This window comes from Mesorhizobium sp. B283B1A, assembly GCF_020165735.1.
Classification (GTDB): domain Bacteria; phylum Pseudomonadota; class Alphaproteobacteria; order Rhizobiales; family Rhizobiaceae; genus Mesorhizobium; species Mesorhizobium opportunistum.
On the sequence record NZ_JAIUIQ010000036.1, the window covers coordinates 48772 to 68135 of the forward strand.

Annotated in this window: 16 protein-coding genes and 3 pseudogenes; 11 read left to right on the forward strand and 8 right to left on the reverse strand. The window is 60.9% G+C overall.

All coding sequences use genetic code 11. From position 1 onward, the window contains the following. Nucleotides 1–35: 35 nt before the first annotated feature. Genes LB577_RS25335 through LB577_RS25345 form a run of 3 tightly spaced genes read right to left on the reverse strand, consistent with a single transcriptional unit; the run spans nucleotide 36 to nucleotide 2688 of the window. A complete protein-coding gene (locus LB577_RS25335) occupies nucleotides 36–1514 on the reverse strand; it encodes an aldehyde dehydrogenase (protein ID WP_224689396.1) in 1479 nt (492 codons plus the stop codon). Nucleotides 1515–1522: 8 nt separating this feature from the next. After that, nucleotides 1523–2110, reverse strand: coding sequence for a thiamine pyrophosphate-dependent enzyme (locus LB577_RS25340; RefSeq protein WP_224689411.1), 588 nt, complete (start codon nucleotides 2108–2110; stop codon nucleotides 1523–1525). A 5-nt stretch (nucleotides 2111–2115) separates the two neighbouring features. Beyond that, on the reverse strand, nucleotides 2116–2688 hold the full coding sequence (locus LB577_RS25345; protein WP_224689397.1) for a thiamine pyrophosphate-binding protein: 573 nt from the start codon (nucleotides 2686–2688) through the stop codon (nucleotides 2116–2118). Nucleotides 2689–2788: 100 nt separating this feature from the next. On the opposite strand from LB577_RS25345, the gene LB577_RS25350 reads away from it, so the two are divergent. The 10 genes from LB577_RS25350 (at nucleotide 2789) to LB577_RS25395 (ending at nucleotide 13012) form a co-directional block, all read left to right on the forward strand. Further along, entirely contained in the window at nucleotides 2789–3724 is a 936-nt protein-coding gene (locus LB577_RS25350; protein WP_224689398.1) for a LysR substrate-binding domain-containing protein, read from the forward strand. Between the two features lie 104 nt (nucleotides 3725–3828). Further along, on the forward strand, nucleotides 3829–4977 hold the full coding sequence (locus LB577_RS25355; RefSeq protein ID WP_224689399.1) for an acyl-CoA dehydrogenase family protein: 1149 nt from the start codon (nucleotides 3829–3831) through the stop codon (nucleotides 4975–4977). 11 nt (nucleotides 4978–4988) lie between these two features. Then, complete coding sequence (locus LB577_RS25360) at nucleotides 4989–5729, forward strand: NAD(P)H-dependent oxidoreductase (RefSeq protein WP_224689400.1); 741 nt, start codon at nucleotides 4989–4991, stop codon at nucleotides 5727–5729. Next, the gene (locus LB577_RS25365) at nucleotides 5722–6852 is read left to right on the forward strand and encodes a CaiB/BaiF CoA transferase family protein (protein ID WP_224689401.1); all 1131 of its coding nucleotides are present in this window, start codon (nucleotides 5722–5724) and stop codon (nucleotides 6850–6852) included. Before LB577_RS25360 ends, LB577_RS25365 begins: the two co-directional genes overlap by 8 nt. A gap of 10 nt (nucleotides 6853–6862) precedes the next feature. Beyond that, nucleotides 6863–7705, forward strand: a complete 843-nt coding sequence (locus LB577_RS25370; RefSeq protein WP_224689402.1) for a MaoC family dehydratase N-terminal domain-containing protein — start codon at nucleotides 6863–6865, stop codon at nucleotides 7703–7705. Beyond that, nucleotides 7699–8511 (forward strand): HpcH/HpaI aldolase/citrate lyase family protein, encoded by an 813-nt coding sequence (locus LB577_RS25375; RefSeq protein ID WP_224689403.1) that lies wholly within the window; start codon nucleotides 7699–7701, stop codon nucleotides 8509–8511. The genes LB577_RS25370 and LB577_RS25375 overlap by 7 nt, the downstream gene beginning before the upstream one ends. A 26-nt stretch (nucleotides 8512–8537) precedes the next feature. Then, on the forward strand, nucleotides 8538–9911 hold the full coding sequence (locus LB577_RS25380) for an MmgE/PrpD family protein (protein ID WP_224689404.1): 1374 nt from the start codon (nucleotides 8538–8540) through the stop codon (nucleotides 9909–9911). 57 nt (nucleotides 9912–9968) lie between these two features. Beyond that, complete coding sequence (locus LB577_RS25385; protein ID WP_224689405.1) at nucleotides 9969–10718, forward strand: electron transfer flavoprotein subunit beta/FixA family protein; 750 nt, start codon at nucleotides 9969–9971, stop codon at nucleotides 10716–10718. 21 nt (nucleotides 10719–10739) lie between these two features. After that, complete coding sequence (locus LB577_RS25390) at nucleotides 10740–11711, forward strand: electron transfer flavoprotein subunit alpha/FixB family protein (protein WP_224689406.1); 972 nt, start codon at nucleotides 10740–10742, stop codon at nucleotides 11709–11711. Nucleotides 11712–12301: 590 nt separating this feature from the next. Then, nucleotides 12302–13012, forward strand: coding sequence for a carbonic anhydrase (locus tag LB577_RS25395; protein ID WP_224689407.1), 711 nt, complete (start codon nucleotides 12302–12304; stop codon nucleotides 13010–13012). 914 nt (nucleotides 13013–13926) lie between these two features. Here the strand turns inward: LB577_RS25395 and LB577_RS25405 are convergent. Continuing rightward, complete coding sequence (locus LB577_RS25405; RefSeq protein WP_224689408.1) at nucleotides 13927–14934, reverse strand: NAD(P)-dependent oxidoreductase; 1008 nt, start codon at nucleotides 14932–14934, stop codon at nucleotides 13927–13929. Next, nucleotides 14882–15812 (reverse strand): annotated as a pseudogene (locus tag LB577_RS25410) (aldehyde dehydrogenase family protein); the annotation flags it as partial. The pseudogene LB577_RS25410 and the gene LB577_RS25405, both read right to left, overlap by 53 nt. Between LB577_RS25410 and LB577_RS25415 the strand changes: the two are divergent. Continuing rightward, a pseudogene (locus tag LB577_RS25415) lies at nucleotides 15802–16542 on the forward strand (ATP-binding cassette domain-containing protein); the annotation flags it as partial. The pseudogenes LB577_RS25410 and LB577_RS25415 sit on opposite strands and share 11 nt — an antisense overlap. 267 nt (nucleotides 16543–16809) lie before the next feature. Here LB577_RS25415 and LB577_RS33550 read toward each other — a convergent pair. The 3 genes and pseudogenes from LB577_RS33550 to LB577_RS25430 all read right to left on the reverse strand — a co-directional run. Further along, nucleotides 16810–17054: pseudogene (locus LB577_RS33550) on the reverse strand (hypothetical protein); the annotation flags it as partial. Between the two features lie 553 nt (nucleotides 17055–17607). Next, nucleotides 17608–18351 (reverse strand): amino acid ABC transporter ATP-binding protein, encoded by a 744-nt coding sequence (locus LB577_RS25425; protein WP_263496225.1) that lies wholly within the window; start codon nucleotides 18349–18351, stop codon nucleotides 17608–17610. Next, complete coding sequence (locus LB577_RS25430; RefSeq protein WP_224689413.1) at nucleotides 18348–19322, reverse strand: amino acid ABC transporter permease; 975 nt, start codon at nucleotides 19320–19322, stop codon at nucleotides 18348–18350. Before LB577_RS25430 ends, LB577_RS25425 begins: the two co-directional genes overlap by 4 nt. Between the last annotated feature and the right edge of the window lie 42 nt (nucleotides 19323–19364).

The window sequence follows — 19364 nt, forward strand, 5'->3', positions numbered from 1 at the left end:
TACGAAAAGGGATAATTCTCCCAACGAAGCCTAGCCTAGCGGATGACGAAGGGATTAGCAGTCTTGCCACCGGTGTCTATCCACACCGTCTTGGTCTGCAGATAGCAATTGATGGCCTCCTGCCCACTTTCACGCCCGATACCGCTCCTCTTGTAGCCGCCGAAGGGCGCCATGTAGGAGACGGCACGGTATGAATTAATCCAGACCATCCCCGCTTCCATTGCGGCCGCGCCGCGCAGCGCCCGACCCATGTCGCTGGTCCATATCCCGGCCGCCAGCCCATAAGGGCTGTCATTGGCAATGGCAAAGGCCTCGTCCTCGTCGTCAAAGGGGATGACGGACAGGATCGGCCCGAACACCTCCTCACGCGCGATCCGCATGGTGTTGTTGACGCCGGTGAAGATGGTCGGCTCAACGAACCAGCCCTCGGCCAGTTCACTGGACGCCGGCTTGCCGCCACCGAGCACGCATAGCGCGCCCTCTCGGCGTGCTATGCCGAGATAGGAAAGCACCTTCTCGCGCTGGGCTTGCGTGGTGATCGGCCCCACCTGCGTCTCGGCCAGCGCCGGATTGCCCAATCGAGCACTCGCCGCCAGCGTTATGACGCCTTCTACGAACCGGTCGTGTATCTTGCGATGCACCAGCAGGCGCGAACCCGCGATGCAGGTCTGGCCGCTGGCCGCGAAAATGCCTGAGATCGCGCCGTTGACCGCGCTCTCGATATCGGCGTCGTCAAAGACGATGTTGGCCGATTTGCCGCCAAGCTCCAGCGTGACGGTCTTGAGCTGTTCGGCAGCCGCTCGATAGACTGCGATGCCGCCTGGCTCACCGCCGGTGAAGGCTATTTTGGCGACGTCGGGGTGGGCAACGAGCGGCACGCCGACATCGAGCGGCATGCCGGTAACTGTGTTGACCACGCCTGGCGGGAACCCAGCCTGCGCAAACAGTTTCACGAACTCCAGCGTCGAGGCCGAAGCGTGTTCCGACGGTTTGATGACGACCGTGTTGCCGGCCGCCAGCAGCGGCGCTAGCTTCCAGGTCAGAAGCAAAAGCGGCGAATTCCAGGGCACGATGGCTGCAATGACACCAAGCGGCTCGTGGCGGGTGAAGGCGAACATGCCTGCCTTGTCAATCGGTAGCACCGATCCTTCAATCTTGTCCGCAAGACCGCCGAAATAGCGGAACCATTCGGGGATGTAGCGCAACTGCGCCGTCATTTCGGTTAGCAGCTTGCCATTGTCGCGCGTCTCGATCGCGGCAATGCGCTCCGCGTTGTCGGCGATCAGGTCGGCCATCCGCACGAGCAGCTTGCCACGCGCAGTGGCGGTGATACCGGCCCATTCCTTCGACCGGAATGCCGCCTTGGCGGACGCCACGGCAGCGTCCACCTGGGCTACTCCCCCGCGCGGGATCAGCGCCCAGGGCCTGCCGGTGAACGGATCATGGCTCTCAAATGTATCGGCTGTCGATTGCAGCCGACCGCCGACCGTGTTCTGGAATCTGACCAGCGCCATATCGGTCCTCAACAAGTGGCAAAGCCCAGATGGGCGCGAAAGCGGTTCTTGACCTCGACCGCGTCGCGCGGTGGCAGCGAGCGCGGCAGGTTCTCGGCGGTGATTTTCAGGACGAAAAGGCGTGGGCCGTCGGCCGGTCGACGCAGCTTTTCACAGAGTGTGTCGACCTCCTCAAGCAAACGCAACTCGGCTGATTCCGAGAAACCGCAAGCGGCCGCGACCTTGTCGAAACCAATTCCTCGACCGGTATGGCTCGACTGCATGCCCGTCTCGCCGAAATGCTGGTTGTCGAGCACGATCAAGTCGAGATTTTTCGGCCGGGCCACCGAGATCGTCGCCAGAGAGCCGAACGCCATGAGCTGTTCGCCGTCACCGGTAATCACCATGACCCGCTTCTGCGGCTGGGCTTGGGCAAGCCCGAGGCCGATCAGCGCCGCGCCGCCCATGGCGCCCCAGAGATAGTAGTTGTCGTTGCGGTCGCCAGCGGCATGCACGTCGTAGCTCGGCGAGCCGAGACCGGTCACGACCAGTGCGCCGTCGCGGGCGTCAAGGAGCTTCTTCACCGCGACTCTGCGGTCCATTGTCGGTAACGTCATGTCGTTCACCACTTCTTCTTGCCGAGCAGCCGTTGCCCGATCAGCACTGCGATCTGCTGGTCGGCGTCGAAAGCCATAGCGGCCGCTTGCGCGACCGTTTCCACCAGGTCGTCACCAGTCTCGGCGCGCAGCACCCTGAGGCCGATTGCCTTCAGCGAGGCCTCCGTCGCCTGCCCCATCGGCACCTGCCACGGGTTGAACTCTGCCCACTCGCCTCGCATCGTCACCAGAACGAGCAGGGGAAAGCGCGCATGCACGGGAAGCGAAAGCATATTGATACAGTTGCCAACGCCGGAAGATTGCATGAGCACGACGCTCCGCTTGCCACCGAGCCAAGCGCCTGCAGCAATGGCGATGCCCTCCTCTTCGGTCGTCAAGACATTGGTGACGACCTCAGGGTCCGCACCGAAGAGGCGGATCAATGTGGTATGGCCAGCATCGGGCACATAGGACATATGGCTGATGCCGGCAGCCTTGAGCACATCATAGACCTGGTCTGGCCACTGCCTTTCAGATGCCGCCGGGGCAGATGCAGCCGCAGCTGTTTCGGGGTGTTTCGCTTGTACGCTCGCCGTCACCTTGGACCTCCGAGAATTGAGTTGGCATTAGATTACCTCAGCTATCCGATCTAATCTTCGTCCCTTTATTGTGATCAGATATAATGATATTCGATAGCTCATGGAATTATCGCAGCTACGGACTCTGATCCACGTCGCCGAACTCGGCAGCCTCAGCAAGGCTGCCGACCGGCTACACATTGCGCAGCCAGCGCTCAGCCGGCAGGTGCGCATGCTGGAGGAGGAATTGGGCTTTGCCCTTTTCCTGCGCCACGGCCGCGGCATGGTGCTATCCGAGCAGGGCAAGGAGGTGCTGACACACGCCATGCGCGTCATGGCCGAGATCGACGAGATCCGGGCCACAGCCACTCCCGCCGACGCGCCGCTAACCGGCGAAGTGGCCATCGGCCTGCCACCCACCGTGGCGGACATTGTTTCGCTGCCGCTGGCTGCCGCATTCGGCAAGGCCCACCCCAATGCGAAACTCAGACTTGTGAGCGCCTACACCGGCTATTTGCTGGACTGGATGCACCGTGGCGAGGTGGACGTCGCGGTGCTCTACGATCCTCGCATGGCTCGCTCGTTGCGCTCGCGCCCGCTGCTTCTGGAGAACCTCTTCTTGATTGGACCGCCAGACGCGGGATTTTCAACCGTGCGCGCCGTGTCGTTCACCTCGCTCGCCGGCAAGCGCCTGCTGCTGCCCAGCATCAAGCATGGGCTGCGCATCATCGTCGAACGCTGCGCCACTGATGCCGGCATCACGCTGGACGTCGGCATCGAAGCGGATTCGTACTCGGCGCTGAAGGACCTGGTGCGCAACGGCCATGGCTGGACGATCCTGCCGCTCGCCCCTATCCATGCCGACGTGGTTGCGGGGCAGCTCACGGCTGCGCCGCTTATCGATCCCGTGCCCGTCCGTCGCCTCATCCTTGCCTACCCGGCAGACCGTCCTGCCTCGCGGTTGGCGCGGTTTGCCGGACAAGCGATAGAGGACATCGCCAAGGACCTTGTCGGGCGCGCCGTCTGGGTTGGCCAGCTTCTTGGCCCTTCATCGTAAGCATTTGAATTTCGTTATATCTGGTCACGCCTGCCTTGCATTGCTGATAGGACATGGAGGCGCGATAGTGAGGCCCGCAGTTAGACGAAGGCCGGACAAACCTTATGGAACATTATCAGGACATTCGCGATGCCGTCGCCAGGTTGTGCGCGCGCTTCCCCGGAGAATACTGGCGCGCACTCGACAGGGACATGGCCTATCCCCGCGAATTCGTCGAAGCATTGACGGAGGCTGGTTGGCTCTCGATTCTGATCCCGGAGGCGTATGGCGGCTCGGGCCTGCCGCTTTCGGCCGCCGCCGCCGTGCTGGAGGAAATCCAGCGCGCCGGCTGCAATGGCGGCGCCTGCCATGCCCAGATGTACACGATGGGCACGCTTGTTCGCCACGGCTCGGAAGCCCAAAAGCAACGATACCTGCCGAAGGTCGCCGCGGGAGAATTGCGTCTGCAAGCCTTCGGCGTCACCGAACCGACCAGCGGCACCGACACCGGCGCTCTCAAGACCACTGCTCGCCTCGACGGCGATCATTTCGTGGTCAAGGGCCAGAAGATCTGGACCAGCCGCGCCGAGCATTCGGATTTGATGCTGCTTCTGGCGCGGACCACACCGCTCAAGGATGGCATGAAGAAGACCGACGGCCTCTCCGTCCTCATCGTCGACATGCGCGAAGCCGTTGGCAACGGCCTCACCATCCGGCCGATCCGCACCATGATGAACCATGCCACCACCGAAGTCTTCTTCGACGATCTGCGCGTGCCGGCCGAAAACCTGATCGGCGAAGAGGGAAAGGGATTCCGCTACATCCTCTCGGGCATGAACGCCGAGCGCATCCTGATTGCAGCCGAATGCGTCGGCGACGCGAAATGGTTCATCGAAAAGTCGAGCGTCTACGCGAAGGAAAGGCATGTGTTTGGCCGAGCGATCGGCCAGAACCAGGGCGTCCAGTTCCCGATCGCAAGGGCCTACGCTAACATGCGCGCGGCCGAATTGATGGTGCGCGAGGCGCTGAACCTTTACGAGGCCGGCAAGAACCCCGGTGCCGAAGCGAACATGGCCAAGATGCTGGCGGCCGACGCCTCTAACGAAGCCGCCAATGTCTGCATCCAGACGCATGGCGGGTTCGGTTTCGCGGAAGAGTACGATGTCGAGCGCAAATTCCGCGAGACGCGTCTCTATCAGGTCGCGCCGATCTCGACCAACCTCATCCTGTCATACCTTTCCGAGCACGTGCTTGGACTGCCGCGTTCCTACTAGGAGTTGCCGCCGTGAACGTCCTCATCGTCTACGCCCACCCAGAAGCAAAATCCTTCAACGGCGCCATGAAGGATATGGCCGTGGAAACTTTGACCCGCGCGGGCCACCATGTGGTCGTCAGCGACCTCTATGCGATGGGTTTCAATCCTGTCGCAGGGCCGGGCGACATATCGGGCGAGCGCAGCGATCCGGACTTTTTCAGCCTGCCGCGCGAGCAGACCGCGGCGTACGAGGCCGACGCGCTCTCGGCCGACATCATGGCCGAGATCGAAAAGCTGAAACGGGCGGACTTCGTGCTGTTCCAGTTCCCGGTTTGGTGGTTCGGAATGCCCGCAATGCTCAAGGGCTGGGCCGACCGCGTGTTCGCGCGCGGTTTTGCCTATCTGCCGGGGCGCAAATACGACACCGGCATGTTCAAGGGAAAGCTTGCCATGGTGGCCGCAACCACGGGCACATCGGCCGACACCTATGCGCCCGATGGCATCGATGGCGACATCCTCACGGTGCTGTGGCCGATCCACAATGGCCTGCTTCGCTACTCAGGCTTCGACGTGTTGCCGCCCTTCGTCGCCTATATGCCGGGCCGTGTCGGCGACGATGGCCGCAAGGCCTATCTGGAAGCCTATAGCAAGCGGCTCGAGGACATCGACGGCACGCTGCGGCTTTTCTTCCACGCCGCCGAGGACTACGGCAAGAACGAGCGGCTAAAGCCAGGCGTGCTGGCGCGCTCGGGGGTACAGCGCAATGTCTGACGGCGCCCGCCCGCTGGAGGGTCTGTTCGTCGTTTCGATCGAGCAGGCAGTCGCCGCTCCGCTTTGCACGGTCCGTCTCGCCGATGCCGGGGCGCGCGTCGTGAAGATCGAGCGCCCGGAAGGCGAAACCGCGCGTCATTACGATTCCACGGTTGAAGGCATGTCAGCTTACTTCGTCTGGCTCAACCGCGGCAAGGAAAGCGCGGTTCTCGACCTGAAAGCCGAGCACGACCTCGCTCTCCTGCACCGAATGGTGGCGCGCGCGGATGTTCTCGTGCAGAATCTCGCGCCGGGCGCCATCGACAGGCTCGGCCTCTCCGCCGATGCAATCGCGGAAAAATTCCCTCGGCTGATTGCCATCAACATCGTCGGCTACGGACAGGACACGCCTTACGCAGCTATGCGCGCCTACGACATGCTGGTGCAGGCGGAAAGCGGCATCTGCGCCGTCACTGGCACGCCGGACACGCCGAGCAAAATCGGGGTTTCCGCCGCCGACATCGCCACCGGAATGAATGCCCATGCAGGGATCCTCGAAGCCTTGTTGGCGCGCGAGAAGACCGGGCGCGGTCGCATTGTCGAAATTGCCATGTTCGACGCCATGGCCGACTGGATGACCGTGCCCCTCCTGCACTACGAATATGCGGGCCGCGAGACGCAGAGATATGGCCTGGCACACGCTTCGATCTACCCATATCGACCTTATGCCTGTCGGGATGGCAGCGTGGTCGTGTCCATCCAGCAGAACAACGAATGGAAGCGCTTCTGCACCGTCGTGCTGCAAAGGCAGGATTTGTTCGCCGACGAACGCTTCGCCACCAATGCTTGGCGGGTGGCCAACCGCACGGCGCTCGACGCCGAGATCGAACCGATCTTCGCGGCGATCGACTGCGACGAGGCCATCCGCCGTCTCAATGGTGCGCAGATCGCCTGGGGCCGGGTGAGCGCAATGCGCGACCTGCCGCAGCACAAGGCGTTGCGCCGGACAGAGGTGGCGCTGCCGGGCGGCAGGCGCATCTCCGTGCCGATGCCGGCAGGACGGCCGAAGGGATTCGCAACGGTTCCCAGCGTCCCCGCGCTTGGCGCCGATACGGACCGGATCCGATCCGAATTCGCCGCCTGACGAGGACCTCATGAGCCTGGACACATGCACACTGCGGGAATGGCTTGGACGCACGCACGAGGTCGAGGACGTTGTGACCTCGCGCCTGCTGGCCAGCTTTGGCGCCACGCTTGGGGATTACGCAGCGCCAACCGCCGAGGGCGCGGTCCCGCCCGGACTGCACTGGTGCCTGACGCCTGATATTGCCCACGGACGCGAACTCGGACCTGACGGGCACCGGACCAGAGGCGGCTTTCTGCCGCCGGTGCCGCTTCCACGCCGCATGTGGGCTGCCAGCGATGTCCGTTTCATGGCGCCGATCCGCTCTGGCGACCGCATCCGCCGCTGCTCGACTTTGACCGGTATCGACGAGAAGCAGGGCCGCACCGGCCCGCTCACCTTCGTCAGGGTCCGGCACGACATTGCCAACGACGCCGGTCCGGTGATCGAGGAGGACCAGACCCTTGTCTATCGCGCAGCCGAAGCGTCGGCGGTGACCCCTGCCCCGCCGGCAAGCCCAACCCCGGCCGCACCACACGAGCTTTGGATTGACGTCGATCCGGTACTGCTTTTTCGGTATTCGGCGCTGACCTTCAACGGGCATCGCATCCACTATGATGCGCCCTACGCCACCACGGTCGAGCATTATCCCGGACTGGTCATCCATGGCCCGCTGCAGGCGACGCTCCTCCTGAACTTCGCTGCCGCTATTGTCGGCGCCGCGCCGCGCCGTTTCTCATTCCGGGGCGTCCATCCCGCGACCGGCCCACAGCGCCTGCTTCTGAGCGCAACACCCCCAAGGCAAGACGGAATGGCTCTCGAGGTGAGGTCGGCCGACGGCCATGTGACGGTGAAGGCCATGGCGCAATGGTAAGCTTCGTCACGCCTGTCGCACCGCTATTCGTGCCGGGCTCACGGCCGGAGCGTTTTGCGAAGGCCGACGGCAGCGGCGCGGAGGCGGTCATTCTCGACCTCGAGGACGCCGTCGCCCCCGGCGACAAGGACCGCGCACGGGAGGCGATTGTCGCTTATGCAGCGACGCTGAAATCCCCGGTCGTGGTCCGGATCAACGCCGCGGGCACACCTTGGCATGAAGCGGACATCGATGCCGTGCGGCGCCTCGATGGCGTGTCCGTCATGCTGCCCAAGGCCGAACGTTCGGAAGACATTGCCGATTTGGTCCGACACATGGCACGCAGCGTTTCCGTTGTCGCGCTGGTCGAGAGCGCCGTTGGCCTCGCCAACCTGCCGGACATATTAGCCACGTCCGGCGTCGTTGCCGTCGCCTTCGGCTCGGTCGACTTCTCGCTCGATCTCGGTTGCGCGCATGATCGGCTGACCTTGCTTACGGCTCGCAACGAAATCGTCTGGCGCTCGCGCGCAGCTGGCCGTGCCGCGCCGATCGACGGCGTGACGACCGACCTGGGCAGTCCCGAAATCACCGAGGATGACGCCCGCCACGCCATGAAGATGGGCTTTGGCGGCAAGATGGCCATCCATCCGAGGCAAATCGAGCCGATTCGCGTTGCTTTTCGCCCGAGCGACAATGAAATCTTTTGGGCACGCGACATCGTCGGCGCAGCTTCGTCCGGTGAAGCTGTTCAAGTGAACGGTGAGATGGTGGATCGGCCGGTCATCGAGCGCGCAAGGCGGATCCTGCGTCGGGCCGCTTTGGTCTAAAGGGCATGCAGATGAGGAAACAGCGGATGAGCCTGGACACCGCCGATTGGCCGACAGCGAGGCTTTCCGCCTTTATTGCCGAGCTCGACTTCGAGCAGATTCCGCCGCGCGTCGTTCATTTCGCGCAAGGACTGATGATCGACTGGCTCGGCTCGGCGCTGGCCGGCAAGGGCGCGCACCAGGTCGAGATGATCGACGGCTTTGCGCGTGCCATGGGGCCGGCGGACGGCCCAAGCACCATCATCCCGACGCGGCGGCGCACAAGCCCCTATTTCGCGGCGATGGTTAATGCCGCGGCTTCCCATGTGGTGGAACAGGACGACGTTCACAACGGCTCGGTCTTTCACCCGGCGGCAGTGATCTTTCCGGCCGTTTTGGCAATTGCGGAAGCTGAGGGGAAGACCGGGCGTGAAATCCTGACTGCTTGCATCGCCGGCTACGAGGTTGGTATCCGGGTCGGAGAGTTCCTGGGGCGGTCTCATTACCAGATCTTCCACACAACGGGCACGGCCGGCACTGTCGCCGCGGCCGCCGCTGTCGGGAAGTTGATCGGGCTGGACGCGGCCGGCATCAACCATGCACTCGGTTCCGCCGGTACCCAAGCAGCGGGCCTCTGGGAATTCCTGCGCGACGCCGCCGATTCCAAGCAGCTTCATACCGCCCGGGCGACCACCAACGGCCTGTGTGCTGCCTTCTTGGCCCGCGATGGCTTCAAGGGGGCCGCGCAGATCCTTGAAGGGAAGAAGGGCATGGCAGCCGGCATGTCCAGCGATGCCGATCCGGCTCGCCTGACGGATGGCCTCGGCAGCCGTTGGGCAACTGAGGAGACGTCCTTCAAATGGCATGCGTCCTGCCGGCACACTCATCCGGCCGCTGACGCGCTGCAACTCCTCCTGCGCTGCGGAGGGCTCGGCCCAGACGATATCGCGGACATGGTGACCCATGTCCATCAGGGAGCCATCGATGTCTTGGGCGCGGTGGATATCCCTCAAACCATTCACCAGGCGAAGTTCTCCATGGGCACGGTGTTGGGGCTCATCGCCGTCCATGGTGTCGCTGACCTCGACGCATTCGAACGCCATTCACTTGCCGATGACCGGGTCACCCGTTTCCGGTCGAAGGTGCGCATGGAGTTCGATGCAGAGGTTGATACCCTTTATCCGAAGCAATGGGTTGGCAAGGTGAGCGTCACGACCGTTGATGGCCGCAAACTGACTGCCCGCGTCGACGAGCCCAAAGGCGACCCCGGCAACACGCTTGCGAAACAGGAATTGGAAGCCAAGGCGATACGCCTTGCAGAATTTCGAGGCGGGGCCACCGCTGATGAGATGCGCCGCTGCATAGCCCGTGTTTGGAAACTCGATCAGACCGGAAGCACGTCGGATATCGTGAAATTCTAGTCTCGAATTAACATCAACCGAGGCCGAACGCCTTGGATATGCTAAGGACGAAATGAAATGAAGATCCTTGTGCCCGTGAAGCGGGTTGTGGATGCGAACGTCAAGGTTCGTGTGAAGGCTGATGGTTCGGCGGTTGAACTCGCCAATGTCAAGATGGCGATGAACCCGTTCGACGAGATCGCGGTCGAAGAGGCGATCCGGCTGAAGGAAGCCGGCAAGGCCGAAGAAATCATCGTCGTGTCGATCGGACCGCAGCAGGCGCAGGAAACCTTGCGCACCGCGCTCGCCATGGGCGCCGACCGCGCCATCCTGGTCAAGACCGACGAGCAGACCGAGCCGCTCGGCGTCGCCAAGGTGCTGAAGGGCGTCGTCGACGCCGAGCAGCCTGGCCTCGTCATCCTGGGCAAGCAGGCAATCGACGACGACTCCAACCAGACCGGCCAGATGCTGGCCGCGTTGCTGGGCTGGGCACAGGGCACCTTCGCCTCCAAGATCGTGCTCGAAGGCGACAAGGCCAAGGTGACGCGCGAAGTCGATGGCGGCCTGCAGACGGTGGAACTGAAGATGCCGGCGATCATCACCGCCGACCTTCGCCTCAACCAGCCGCGCTACGCCTCGCTGCCCAACATCATGAAGGCCAAGAAGAAGCCGCTCGACGAAAAGAGCCCGGCCGATTACGGCGCCGACGTCAAGCCGCGCCTGAAGGTGCTCAAGACCGAGGAGCCGAGCGGCCGCAAGGCGGGCGTCAAGGTCAAGAGCGTTGCCGAACTGGTCGACAAGCTCAAGAACGAAGCCGGCGTTTTGTAAGGCTGGGAAGGGATAAAAAACATGACCATTCTCCTCATTGCGGAACACGACAACGCCAGCCTTTCCGACCAGACCGCCAAGGCGCTCTCGGCGGCGCTGCAGATCGGTTCGGACGTGCATGTGCTGGTCGCCGGCAAGGGCGCCAAGGGCGCTGCCGACGCCGCCGCCAAATTGAAGGGCGTGACCAAGGTTCTGCTGGCCGAGGCCGACGAACTCACTGAGCGCCTCGCCGAACCGACGGCAGCACTCGTTGTGTCGCTCGCGGGCGGCTATGACACCATCATCGCGCCGGCGACCTCGTCGGGCAAGAACATCGCGCCGCGCGTCGCAGCCCTGCTCGATGTCGCGCAGGTCTCCGAGATCATCGAAGTGGTCTCGCCTGATACCTTCAAGCGGCCGATCTATGCCGGCAACGCCATCCAGACGGTGCAGTCGACCGACGCCAAGAAGGTGATAACCGTGCGCACGGCTTCCTTCCAGGCGGCCCCCGAGGACGGTTCGGTCGCGGTCGAAACCGTTAAGGCGGCGACCAATCCCGGCCTGTCCACCTTCGTCGAAAACAAGCTCTCTGAGAACGACCGTCCGGAACTGACCTCGGCCAAGATCATCATCTCCGGCGGCCGCGCGCTCGGCTCGGCGGAAAAATTCCAGGAGGTCATCCTGCCGGTCGCCGACAAGCTTGGTGCGGCGGTTGGTGCTTCGCGCGCGGCGGTCGATGCCGGCTATGCTCCGAACGACTGGCAGGTCGGCCAGACCGGCAAGGTCGTCGCCCCCGATCTCTACATCGCGGTCGGTATCTCCGGCGCTATCCAGCACCTCGCCGGCATGAAGGATTCCAAGGTTATCGTCGCCATCAACAAGGATGAGGAGGCACCGATCTTCCAGGTTGCCGATTACGGCCTGGTCGGCGACCTGTTCATCATCCTACCGGAGCTCGCAATGCAAATTGGCGATACTCGATCGCAGATAGATTGCGCTCTGCACATTATCTAGCATTCGATAGGCGGTTTCACATTCTGTGTGCAAACGGAAGTCTTTGTGCGCGCCTCTGGTGGCAACTGAGCGCCAGGACATTGCTTAGAGGAATAGGCTGCTGGCCCCGCTCAGTCTCCCCACCTGCCCGGGAGCAAAAGGAGTACGCGACGAGACGGACGATATCATTGTCGGAAGTTCTTCTTCCCCCTATCCGACCATGACATTCAACGGACACCGCTTCCACCACGACATCAGGTATGCAAGAGACCAGGAGCACTACCCTGGCCTCGTCGTTCACGGACCACTTCAAGCGACAATCTTGATGATTGAAGCAAGAAAGCTACTGGGTCGCTCGCTATCGGTATTTTCCAACAGGAGCGTGTCGCCACTCATCCTTGAGAGCTCGGCGGAGATCGTCTCCGAGGCAATGGCAGACAAGGGGCTTTCATTATCGGTCTCAGCTCAAGTGAATCGTGACCATGGCTGCGATCGCTCGGGCGTTATGCGGGAAACCGGAATTGTGGCGAAGCACCCGCCCGCCCGCGGCTATCAGACCAATTCAGCGGTCGCAGGGCGCATGACGACCTCGCCCTACAAGGAGTGTTAAGATGACGGATTTTCCAAATAGGATGCTTTCCGGCTATAAAAACTTCATGCTCGGGCGATACAGGGATGAACGTGATCGCTATAGGCAGCTTGCTGAGGCAGGCCAACGCCCCCACACCCTCGTCGTAGCGTGTTGCGACTCAAGGGCCGCACCAGAAACTATATTCGATTGCGGCCCAGGCGAATTATTCGTCGTGCGCAACATCGCAAACGTTATACCGCCCTATGAGCCGGACGATCACTATCATGCCACGTCCGCAGCACTGGAATACGCGATCCAGGTCCTCCAGATCAGCAACATCGTCGTCATGGGCCATGGACGATGCGGAGGGATTCAAGCTGCGCTGTGTAAGTGCAGAGAATCGATAGGTCGGGAAGATTTTGTCGGTAAATGGATAAGCTTGCTCGACGCGGGTGCCGAACAGATCAGGGGCAATTTATTGATGACGGAGGTCGAACGGCAGACGGCCTTGGAGCGGGTTTCAATTCGAAATTCCATTTCAAATTTGCGCACGTTCCCGTACGTAGACGAACTTGAACGCAATGCAAAACTCTGCATTTACGGTGCCTGGTTCGACATCTCGACCGGCGAACTCTGGGTCATGAACGACAAGGGTGATTTTCAACGGCCGGACGGCACATTCACTTTGAGCGACACACAATCAGTTGGAGTCGAACACGAAGGAACTATCGAAGATGCGCTGAACTCTTAAGCTGGGAAAGACGCCGGGCCAACTAGGCTCGGCGATAATGGCAAAGATGCTGAGGTGATATGAAATATTGAGATTCCATCGCTGCCACGATGATGATCTCAACTTTGTGGGAGTGATGAGCGGTGCCTGAGAGATCGCTGGCGAGGCACATTGGTTCTATCGACCCAACTATCCCAACCTGGTTCATTGCGCTGAAATCGTCGATATCCTAGACCAATACGGTCGCATTAAGCATGCTGTTCTTGCCTGACCCGGGCCTGACGGAGCAAATCATCGACGGGAGCAAGCGCGGTCGCGGTTTGCTCGCCAAAATGTTCGTTCGGGTTACCGACCTGTCCCGTGTGGAAAACAAGGTCGCCCATAATCACGGCCTGGGCCAGTCGACCATTCGGTTAGATACGCGTGATGCTCATCGAATTTTTACTTTGCGTATGCGCCGACATATGTGCCTTCGCGGATGCTCTTTAGCATGGTAGCGGAGAGCCTTCAGCCGGGTGCGCGGGTTATTGATGGTTGCGCTATTGCGCATCAGCTTTCGAATTGGCGGCGGCAGGCGACGGGGTATTTTGACATTGCCTGCCGAGCTGATGGCTGCGGCGCCCTGCGAGAACAGCGAGCAATTTGTGCCTGCCTTCTTGCCACTGACGATTACGACAGAGCCGCCTGGGCGTGTTCGCTTGTACACTCGACGTCACATTAGAGCTCCGCGAACTGAATTGTAGATTACGCTATCGTCCGATCTAACCTTCGTCCGTTTCTCGTGAACCTATAATGGCATTAGCTCCGCCAATCTGGCGAGTGCCTTGGCTTGCCTAACCACATCGCTCATCGAGGCACGTTAAGCCGACCGCCTTCACTCCAGATTACGACGCCCATTCAATTCGATTAGCGTGGGGCCTCGACGTCGCGGAGCGTTAACTCGGCCTATGCGGCGAGTTCGACGACAACCTCGGACTATCGATCCCGATCGCATCGCACAGCGCGTTCACCATCGCTGAAAAGTCCTGCCCGCCAAAACCGCGTGCGCGGGCTGCGCTGAAGGCTTCGCGAGCGGCAGCTGCCATGGGCATTGGGACTTTCGCGAAGTTCGCCGATTCCATGACCAGTGTCAGATCCTTGTGAGCCAGATCGATGGTGAAGCCTGCCGATACATCGCCCTTCAGAACCTTGGTCGGCCAAGCAATCTTAAGTTGTCCATTGAAGGCCGTCGTGCCGTACACCACATCCAGGGTGCGGTCGAGGTTGAGACCAAATCGTTCCGAAAGTGCGAGTGCTTCTGCGTTCAACTGGCACGAGGCGACCGCGAGGAAGTTGTTGACGATTTTAGTCCGGGTCCCGGCGCCCGCTGGGCCGCAATGGTAAATTGTCGTTCCCATTGCATTCAGCAGTGGCTTCACCGCTGCGAAGTGCTCCGGATCGCCGCCTACCATGAAGAGAGACTCCCCACGATCCGCGTGTGATGCCAGCCGACCGACCGGAGCATCGACGAATGCAAAGCCTCCTTCTTGGGAGGCACGCGCCATACGATCCGTGGTATCGGGATCGATCGTGCTCATATCAAGAATGATGCTTCCAGCCTTCGCGTTGGCAAGAATTCCGCCCTCGCCGGCGATGACAGCTTCCACGATCGCCGAGCTCGGGAGCATCGTGACGATGATATCCGATTGCGCCGCGACATCGGCGATGCTGGCGGCCTTCGATGCCTTCAACTCAACAAGATGCTGCATCGCCTCTTCGTTGACGTCATTGACGATCAGCTGGAAACCCTTTCGGACCAGATTTGAGGCCATCGGGCGACCCATGCGACCAAGTCCAATGAAGCCTATTTTCTGCATTGCTTCCTCCACAGTTCGATTTACTGTCCACCGATCACAACGGCATGGAATAAGATGTCTTGACGATCGTATAGAATTCCACGGCATACTTGCCTTGTTCTTTCGGTCCGTAGCTTGAACCTTTCCTTCCACCGAACGGCACGTGATAGTCGAGGCCCGCTGTCGGCAAGTTGACCATTGTCAGGCCAGACTCGATGTTAGCCTCGAAATGTCGGGCATGCTTCTGCGATCACGTAACAATTCCTGCCGACAGGCCAAACTCGGTGTCGTTCGCAACCGCCAGCGCTTCAGAATAATCCTTGACGCGAATAACCGACGCGACCGGTCCAAAGATCTCTTCGCGATTAATTCGCATCGTGTTGTTTGTCTCGGTGAACAGTGTCGGTGACAGGAAGAACCCGGGGGTTTCTCTATTGAGCCGTTCCCCGCTGACCATCTTGTGAGCCCTCGCTCTCCCCGATGGCAACGTAGTTCAGATCCTGATCGAGTTGGCGCTGATCGACGACGGGACCAACCTGCGTGCCGCTCTTGAGCGCATGATCGACAACGAGCGTCTTGAGACGGTGCGCAACGTCGCTGACAAATTTGTCATGAATCCCTTCCTGGACGATCAGCCGGCTCGAGGCCGTGCAGCGCTGACCTGTCTGATAGAATGAAGCATCGACAGCGCAGTCGACCGCTGTCGCTAGATCGGCATCATCCAGAACGATCAATGGGTTTTTGCCACCCATTTCGGCCTGGACACGGATCATGCGGCTGGCCGCCGTGGCCACTATGCCGCGTCCGGTGCCGACCGAACCGGTAAAGGTAACAGCGTCGACACCTTCGACGATCGCCTGGCCGACCACAGAACCTTTACCCATCGTGAGGTTGAAGACGCCCGCGGGAACGCCAGCTCGATTGATGATGTCGGCGAGGGCCCAAGCACTGGCGGGAGTAAGCTCGGCGGGCTTGAAGACCACCGTGAAGGTGCTGTCGGTGCAGGATATCTCGATGAGCAATGTTGTGCGCAACACCTCCTTCTCGATCTTCGAGGGCCAGATCACCGGCGTATTCGGTCTGATCGGCTCCGGCCGCACCGAGACCTTCAAGGTCGTCTCGGGCATTTACAAGCGCGATTTCCGCCGTGGTGGCACGATTGAACTGGACGATAAGCCTGTCCGCTATCTCGTGCCCAGCCAAGCGGTCGCCGACGGCATCGTCTACGTCACCGAGGACCGCAAGAGCGAAGGCATTTTCGAGACGATGGGCATTGCCGAGAATCTGTTCGGCGGGCTGCTGGCGGCCGGCCGTGAAAAGGCCTGGGTGATCAACCAGCAAGAAATGCGGACGCTTTCAGCCGATTGGACCAGGACGCTTAACATCAAGGCGATCAACGACAATGCGCGCGTGGTCGAACTATCCGGGGGCAACCAGCAGAAGGTGGTGATCGGCAAGGGGCTGGTGCAAAAGCCGCGCATCGTCATCTTCGACGAGCCGACACGCGGCGTCGATGTCGGCGCCATCGCCGAGATCCACCAGATCATCAACCGGCTGGCCGATGAGGGCCTCGCCGTCATCGTCATCTCGTCCTACCTGCCGGAGATCATGAACCTGTCCGACCGCATATTGGTCTGCAGACAGGGTCGAATCGTCGAGGAGTTTTCCCCGGCGAATCTAACCGAGGAACAAGTAATGTTCGCGTCCGTGCATTAGGACCCCTGCTCCGGTTCGGCGACTTATTTCCGATACGCCTGCCGCTACCGGCGGAAGGTAGGCAGCGGCTAGCTGCCTCCCAGACATACAGCCATATCGCAGGTCTAGAAATTCCCGCCGCCGCCGCAAGGCAGCCGCGTCAACGGCCGGATATTTACTTTAGACAGCCGCTTCTCGAACCGACATTCGCGCCATGGACGAGCGGGCGTGACGGTTCAGGCGGGGAAACGAGTTGTTCGAGCCTCAACCCACGATCAGGGTCAGCGCTTGATCGACGGCGCGCCAGAGCGAGTGTTTCTTTCCACCGATGGTGATGACAACCTGATAATCACATCGATGTGCCATATGTCGCCGAGCCTGCCTGATCGCTTCCGGATATCATTGGCAAAGTGTCTGCCGAATTTCTCAGCCCAGAATCGTCGATGTTCACGGTTCACGGCGACGCTGGTCGAATGGGTGACGTGAGCCTCTACGCCTCGCGTCTCGAGGCCACCGGGCCAACCAGAAGCCATCCTGCCCAGCGTCGAAGGCCAGCGCGACCCGGCCCATCGGTATCCCAGAAGCCTCAGCCTCCGATCGCCAGCGCGTGATTAGGTCGAGCAAAGCATTCGGATCGGGATCGAGTTTCTTGAGGTGGTGCCGCTGTATGCCGGGAAGCATTCCGGCCACCAGCCAGTTATTCTGACTCATCTCTATAACGATGAGCACAGTGCGCGCTTGATCTATGATCGGCTGAGATCTTCGGCTCTGGGCATGGTAGGCTATCCTCGGGTTGATCGCACGACGATCGTGCCACCTCGCCGCTTTCCCGCATAGTTTCTCATGCCCCCGGCACACTCAACAGAGAAAGGTGCGGGGAAATTCGCGCTTACCTTCAGAGAATGCCTTGGTGATAGCTGATCAGCCGCCTGCGGATAACCAGCATCACCGAACGAGACCTTGAAACAAGCCAATCATCATCGGCATCATGCCCGACTGAAATCGTCCGTTGCCGTGCATATTTTAGAGCGGCATTGGAGCCGACATTCGTCGGTGTCGGTTACATCGCTGGCAACACCAGCTTGGTCAGTGTTTCAATATCTGGCTGAGAAAAAGCTTGGTTCGCGCATGTTGGGGATTTCCGAAGAAGCTGTCCGGTTTGCCCTCTTCGACGATCTGGCCGGCGTCCATGAAGATCACGCGATCGGCCACCGCACGCGCGAAGCCCATTTCATGGGTGACGCAGACCATGGTCATGCCGTCGCGTGCGAGCCCAGTCATGGTGTCCAGCACTTCCGACACCATTTCGGGATCGAGCGCAGACGTCGGCTCGTCGAACAACATCACCGCCGGCTGCATGCACAGGCTGCGCGCAATCGCGACGCGCTGCTGCTGGCCGCCCGACAGCTGGACCGGGAATTTGTTTGCCTGTTCGGGGATGCGCACGCGTTCCAGGAACTGCAGCGCGGTCTTGCGCGCTTGCGCCGCCGAAACGCCTTTGACCCACATCGGCCCGGCCATGCAGTTCATCAGCACGGTCATGTGCGGAAACAGGTTGAAGTGCTGGAAGACCATGCCGACATTGCTGCGCACGTCGGCGACGTTCTTCATCTTCGGGTGGAGATGGATGCCGTTGACGCTGATGTCGCCTTCCTGATGCGCTTCGAGGCGGTTGAAGCAGCGGATCAGCGTCGACTTGCCCGAACCGGACGGCCCGCAGATGACGATGCGTTCGCCCTTGTGGACTGTGAGGTTGATATCCTTCAGCGCGTGGAATTGGCCGTACCATTTGGAAACGGCCCTGGCTTCGATGATGGCTTCAGCGCTCATCGCACTTTGCTCCTGGCATAGTGCCGTTCGATGCGGGACTGGATCAGTTCGAGGCAGATCGACAGCATCCAGTAGATGAGAGAAGCCGAGATCAGCATCTCCATGTGCTGGAAGGTCTTCTGGCCGAGCGTGCGGGCAAGGAACATCAGTTCCCAGACGCCGATGACAGAGACGAGCGAACTGTCCTTGAGCATCGAGATGAACTGGTTGCCAGTCGGCGGAATGATGACGGGAAGCGCTTGCGGCAGGATGATCCGGCGCATGGTCAAGGAAAAGCCGAAGCCCATGGAGCGCGATGCCTCCCACTGGCCACGGTCGATGCTCTGGATGCCCGACCTGAAAATCTCGGTCATGTAGGCGCCGTAGCACAGCGACAATGCCAGGATGCCGGCCGGAACAGCGCCGACCACGAAGCCCAATTGCGGCAGGCCGAGATAGATCAGGTAGACCTGCATCAACAGCGGCAGGCCGCGAAAGAACGAGGTGTAGAAGCTGGCAATGGCATAGGCGAAGCCGTTGGTGGACAGCTTGGCGACAGCCCCCAATATGGCAATCAGGGACGCGATGATGATGGAGATCGCCGACACGTAAAGCGTGGTCACCACCCCTTGCGAAATCAGGAATGGCAGCTTTTCCCAGATGAAGGGCAGGCTGAGATGGAAGGTCTCGAAGAAGGCCAGGAAGAGCAGCAGCAGTTCCAGCCAGACGATAGCAATCTGGACGCGCAGCGAGGCAAATCCGATCAGCACGACATTGAGAACGAAGAGCAGCGCGATCGTGAATGCGATGGCAAACCGGCCGTATAGACCGCTTTCCGATGGTTCGCCGATAACCGGGCGCATCAATTCGCCGAAGCTCGTCGACGTCAGGTTGAAGGCGAGGAAGATCGCAAACACGACGCCGAACATCGTCGCCACAAACCATGGCTTATGCACGAGGACTTCGGCTTCGACGGTATCGGGATAAAGCATCGTCTGTCCCCTCGAATGGTCGGGGGGGGGGGGGGGGGGGGG

Bases quoted from the DNA above. Each gene is read 5' to 3' on its own strand.
- LB577_RS25385 (WP_224689405.1), top strand. From the start codon at position 9,969: ATGAAGATCCTTGTGCCCGTGAAGCGGGTTGTGGATGCGAACGTCAAG.
- LB577_RS25375 (WP_224689403.1), top strand. From the start codon at position 7,699: ATGGTAAGCTTCGTCACGCCTGTCGCACCGCTATTCGTGCCGGGCTCA.
- LB577_RS25370 (WP_224689402.1), top strand. From the start codon at position 6,863: ATGAGCCTGGACACATGCACACTGCGGGAATGGCTTGGACGCACGCAC.
- LB577_RS25390 (WP_224689406.1), top strand. From the start codon at position 10,740: ATGACCATTCTCCTCATTGCGGAACACGACAACGCCAGCCTTTCCGAC.
- LB577_RS25430 (WP_224689413.1), bottom strand. From the start codon at position 19,322: ATGCTTTATCCCGATACCGTCGAAGCCGAAGTCCTCGTGCATAAGCCA.
- LB577_RS25380 (WP_224689404.1), top strand. From the start codon at position 8,538: ATGAGCCTGGACACCGCCGATTGGCCGACAGCGAGGCTTTCCGCCTTT.
- LB577_RS25340 (WP_224689411.1), bottom strand. From the start codon at position 2,110: ATGACGTTACCGACAATGGACCGCAGAGTCGCGGTGAAGAAGCTCCTT.
- LB577_RS25355 (WP_224689399.1), top strand. From the start codon at position 3,829: ATGGAACATTATCAGGACATTCGCGATGCCGTCGCCAGGTTGTGCGCG.
- LB577_RS25395 (WP_224689407.1), top strand. From the start codon at position 12,302: ATGACGGATTTTCCAAATAGGATGCTTTCCGGCTATAAAAACTTCATG.
- LB577_RS25425 (WP_263496225.1), bottom strand. From the start codon at position 18,351: ATGAGCGCTGAAGCCATCATCGAAGCCAGGGCCGTTTCCAAATGGTAC.
- LB577_RS25350 (WP_224689398.1), top strand. From the start codon at position 2,789: ATGGAATTATCGCAGCTACGGACTCTGATCCACGTCGCCGAACTCGGC.
- LB577_RS25335 (WP_224689396.1), bottom strand. From the start codon at position 1,514: ATGGCGCTGGTCAGATTCCAGAACACGGTCGGCGGTCGGCTGCAATCG.
- LB577_RS25405 (WP_224689408.1), bottom strand. From the start codon at position 14,934: ATGCCGTGGAATTCTATACGATCGTCAAGACATCTTATTCCATGCCGT.
- LB577_RS25365 (WP_224689401.1), top strand. From the start codon at position 5,722: ATGTCTGACGGCGCCCGCCCGCTGGAGGGTCTGTTCGTCGTTTCGATC.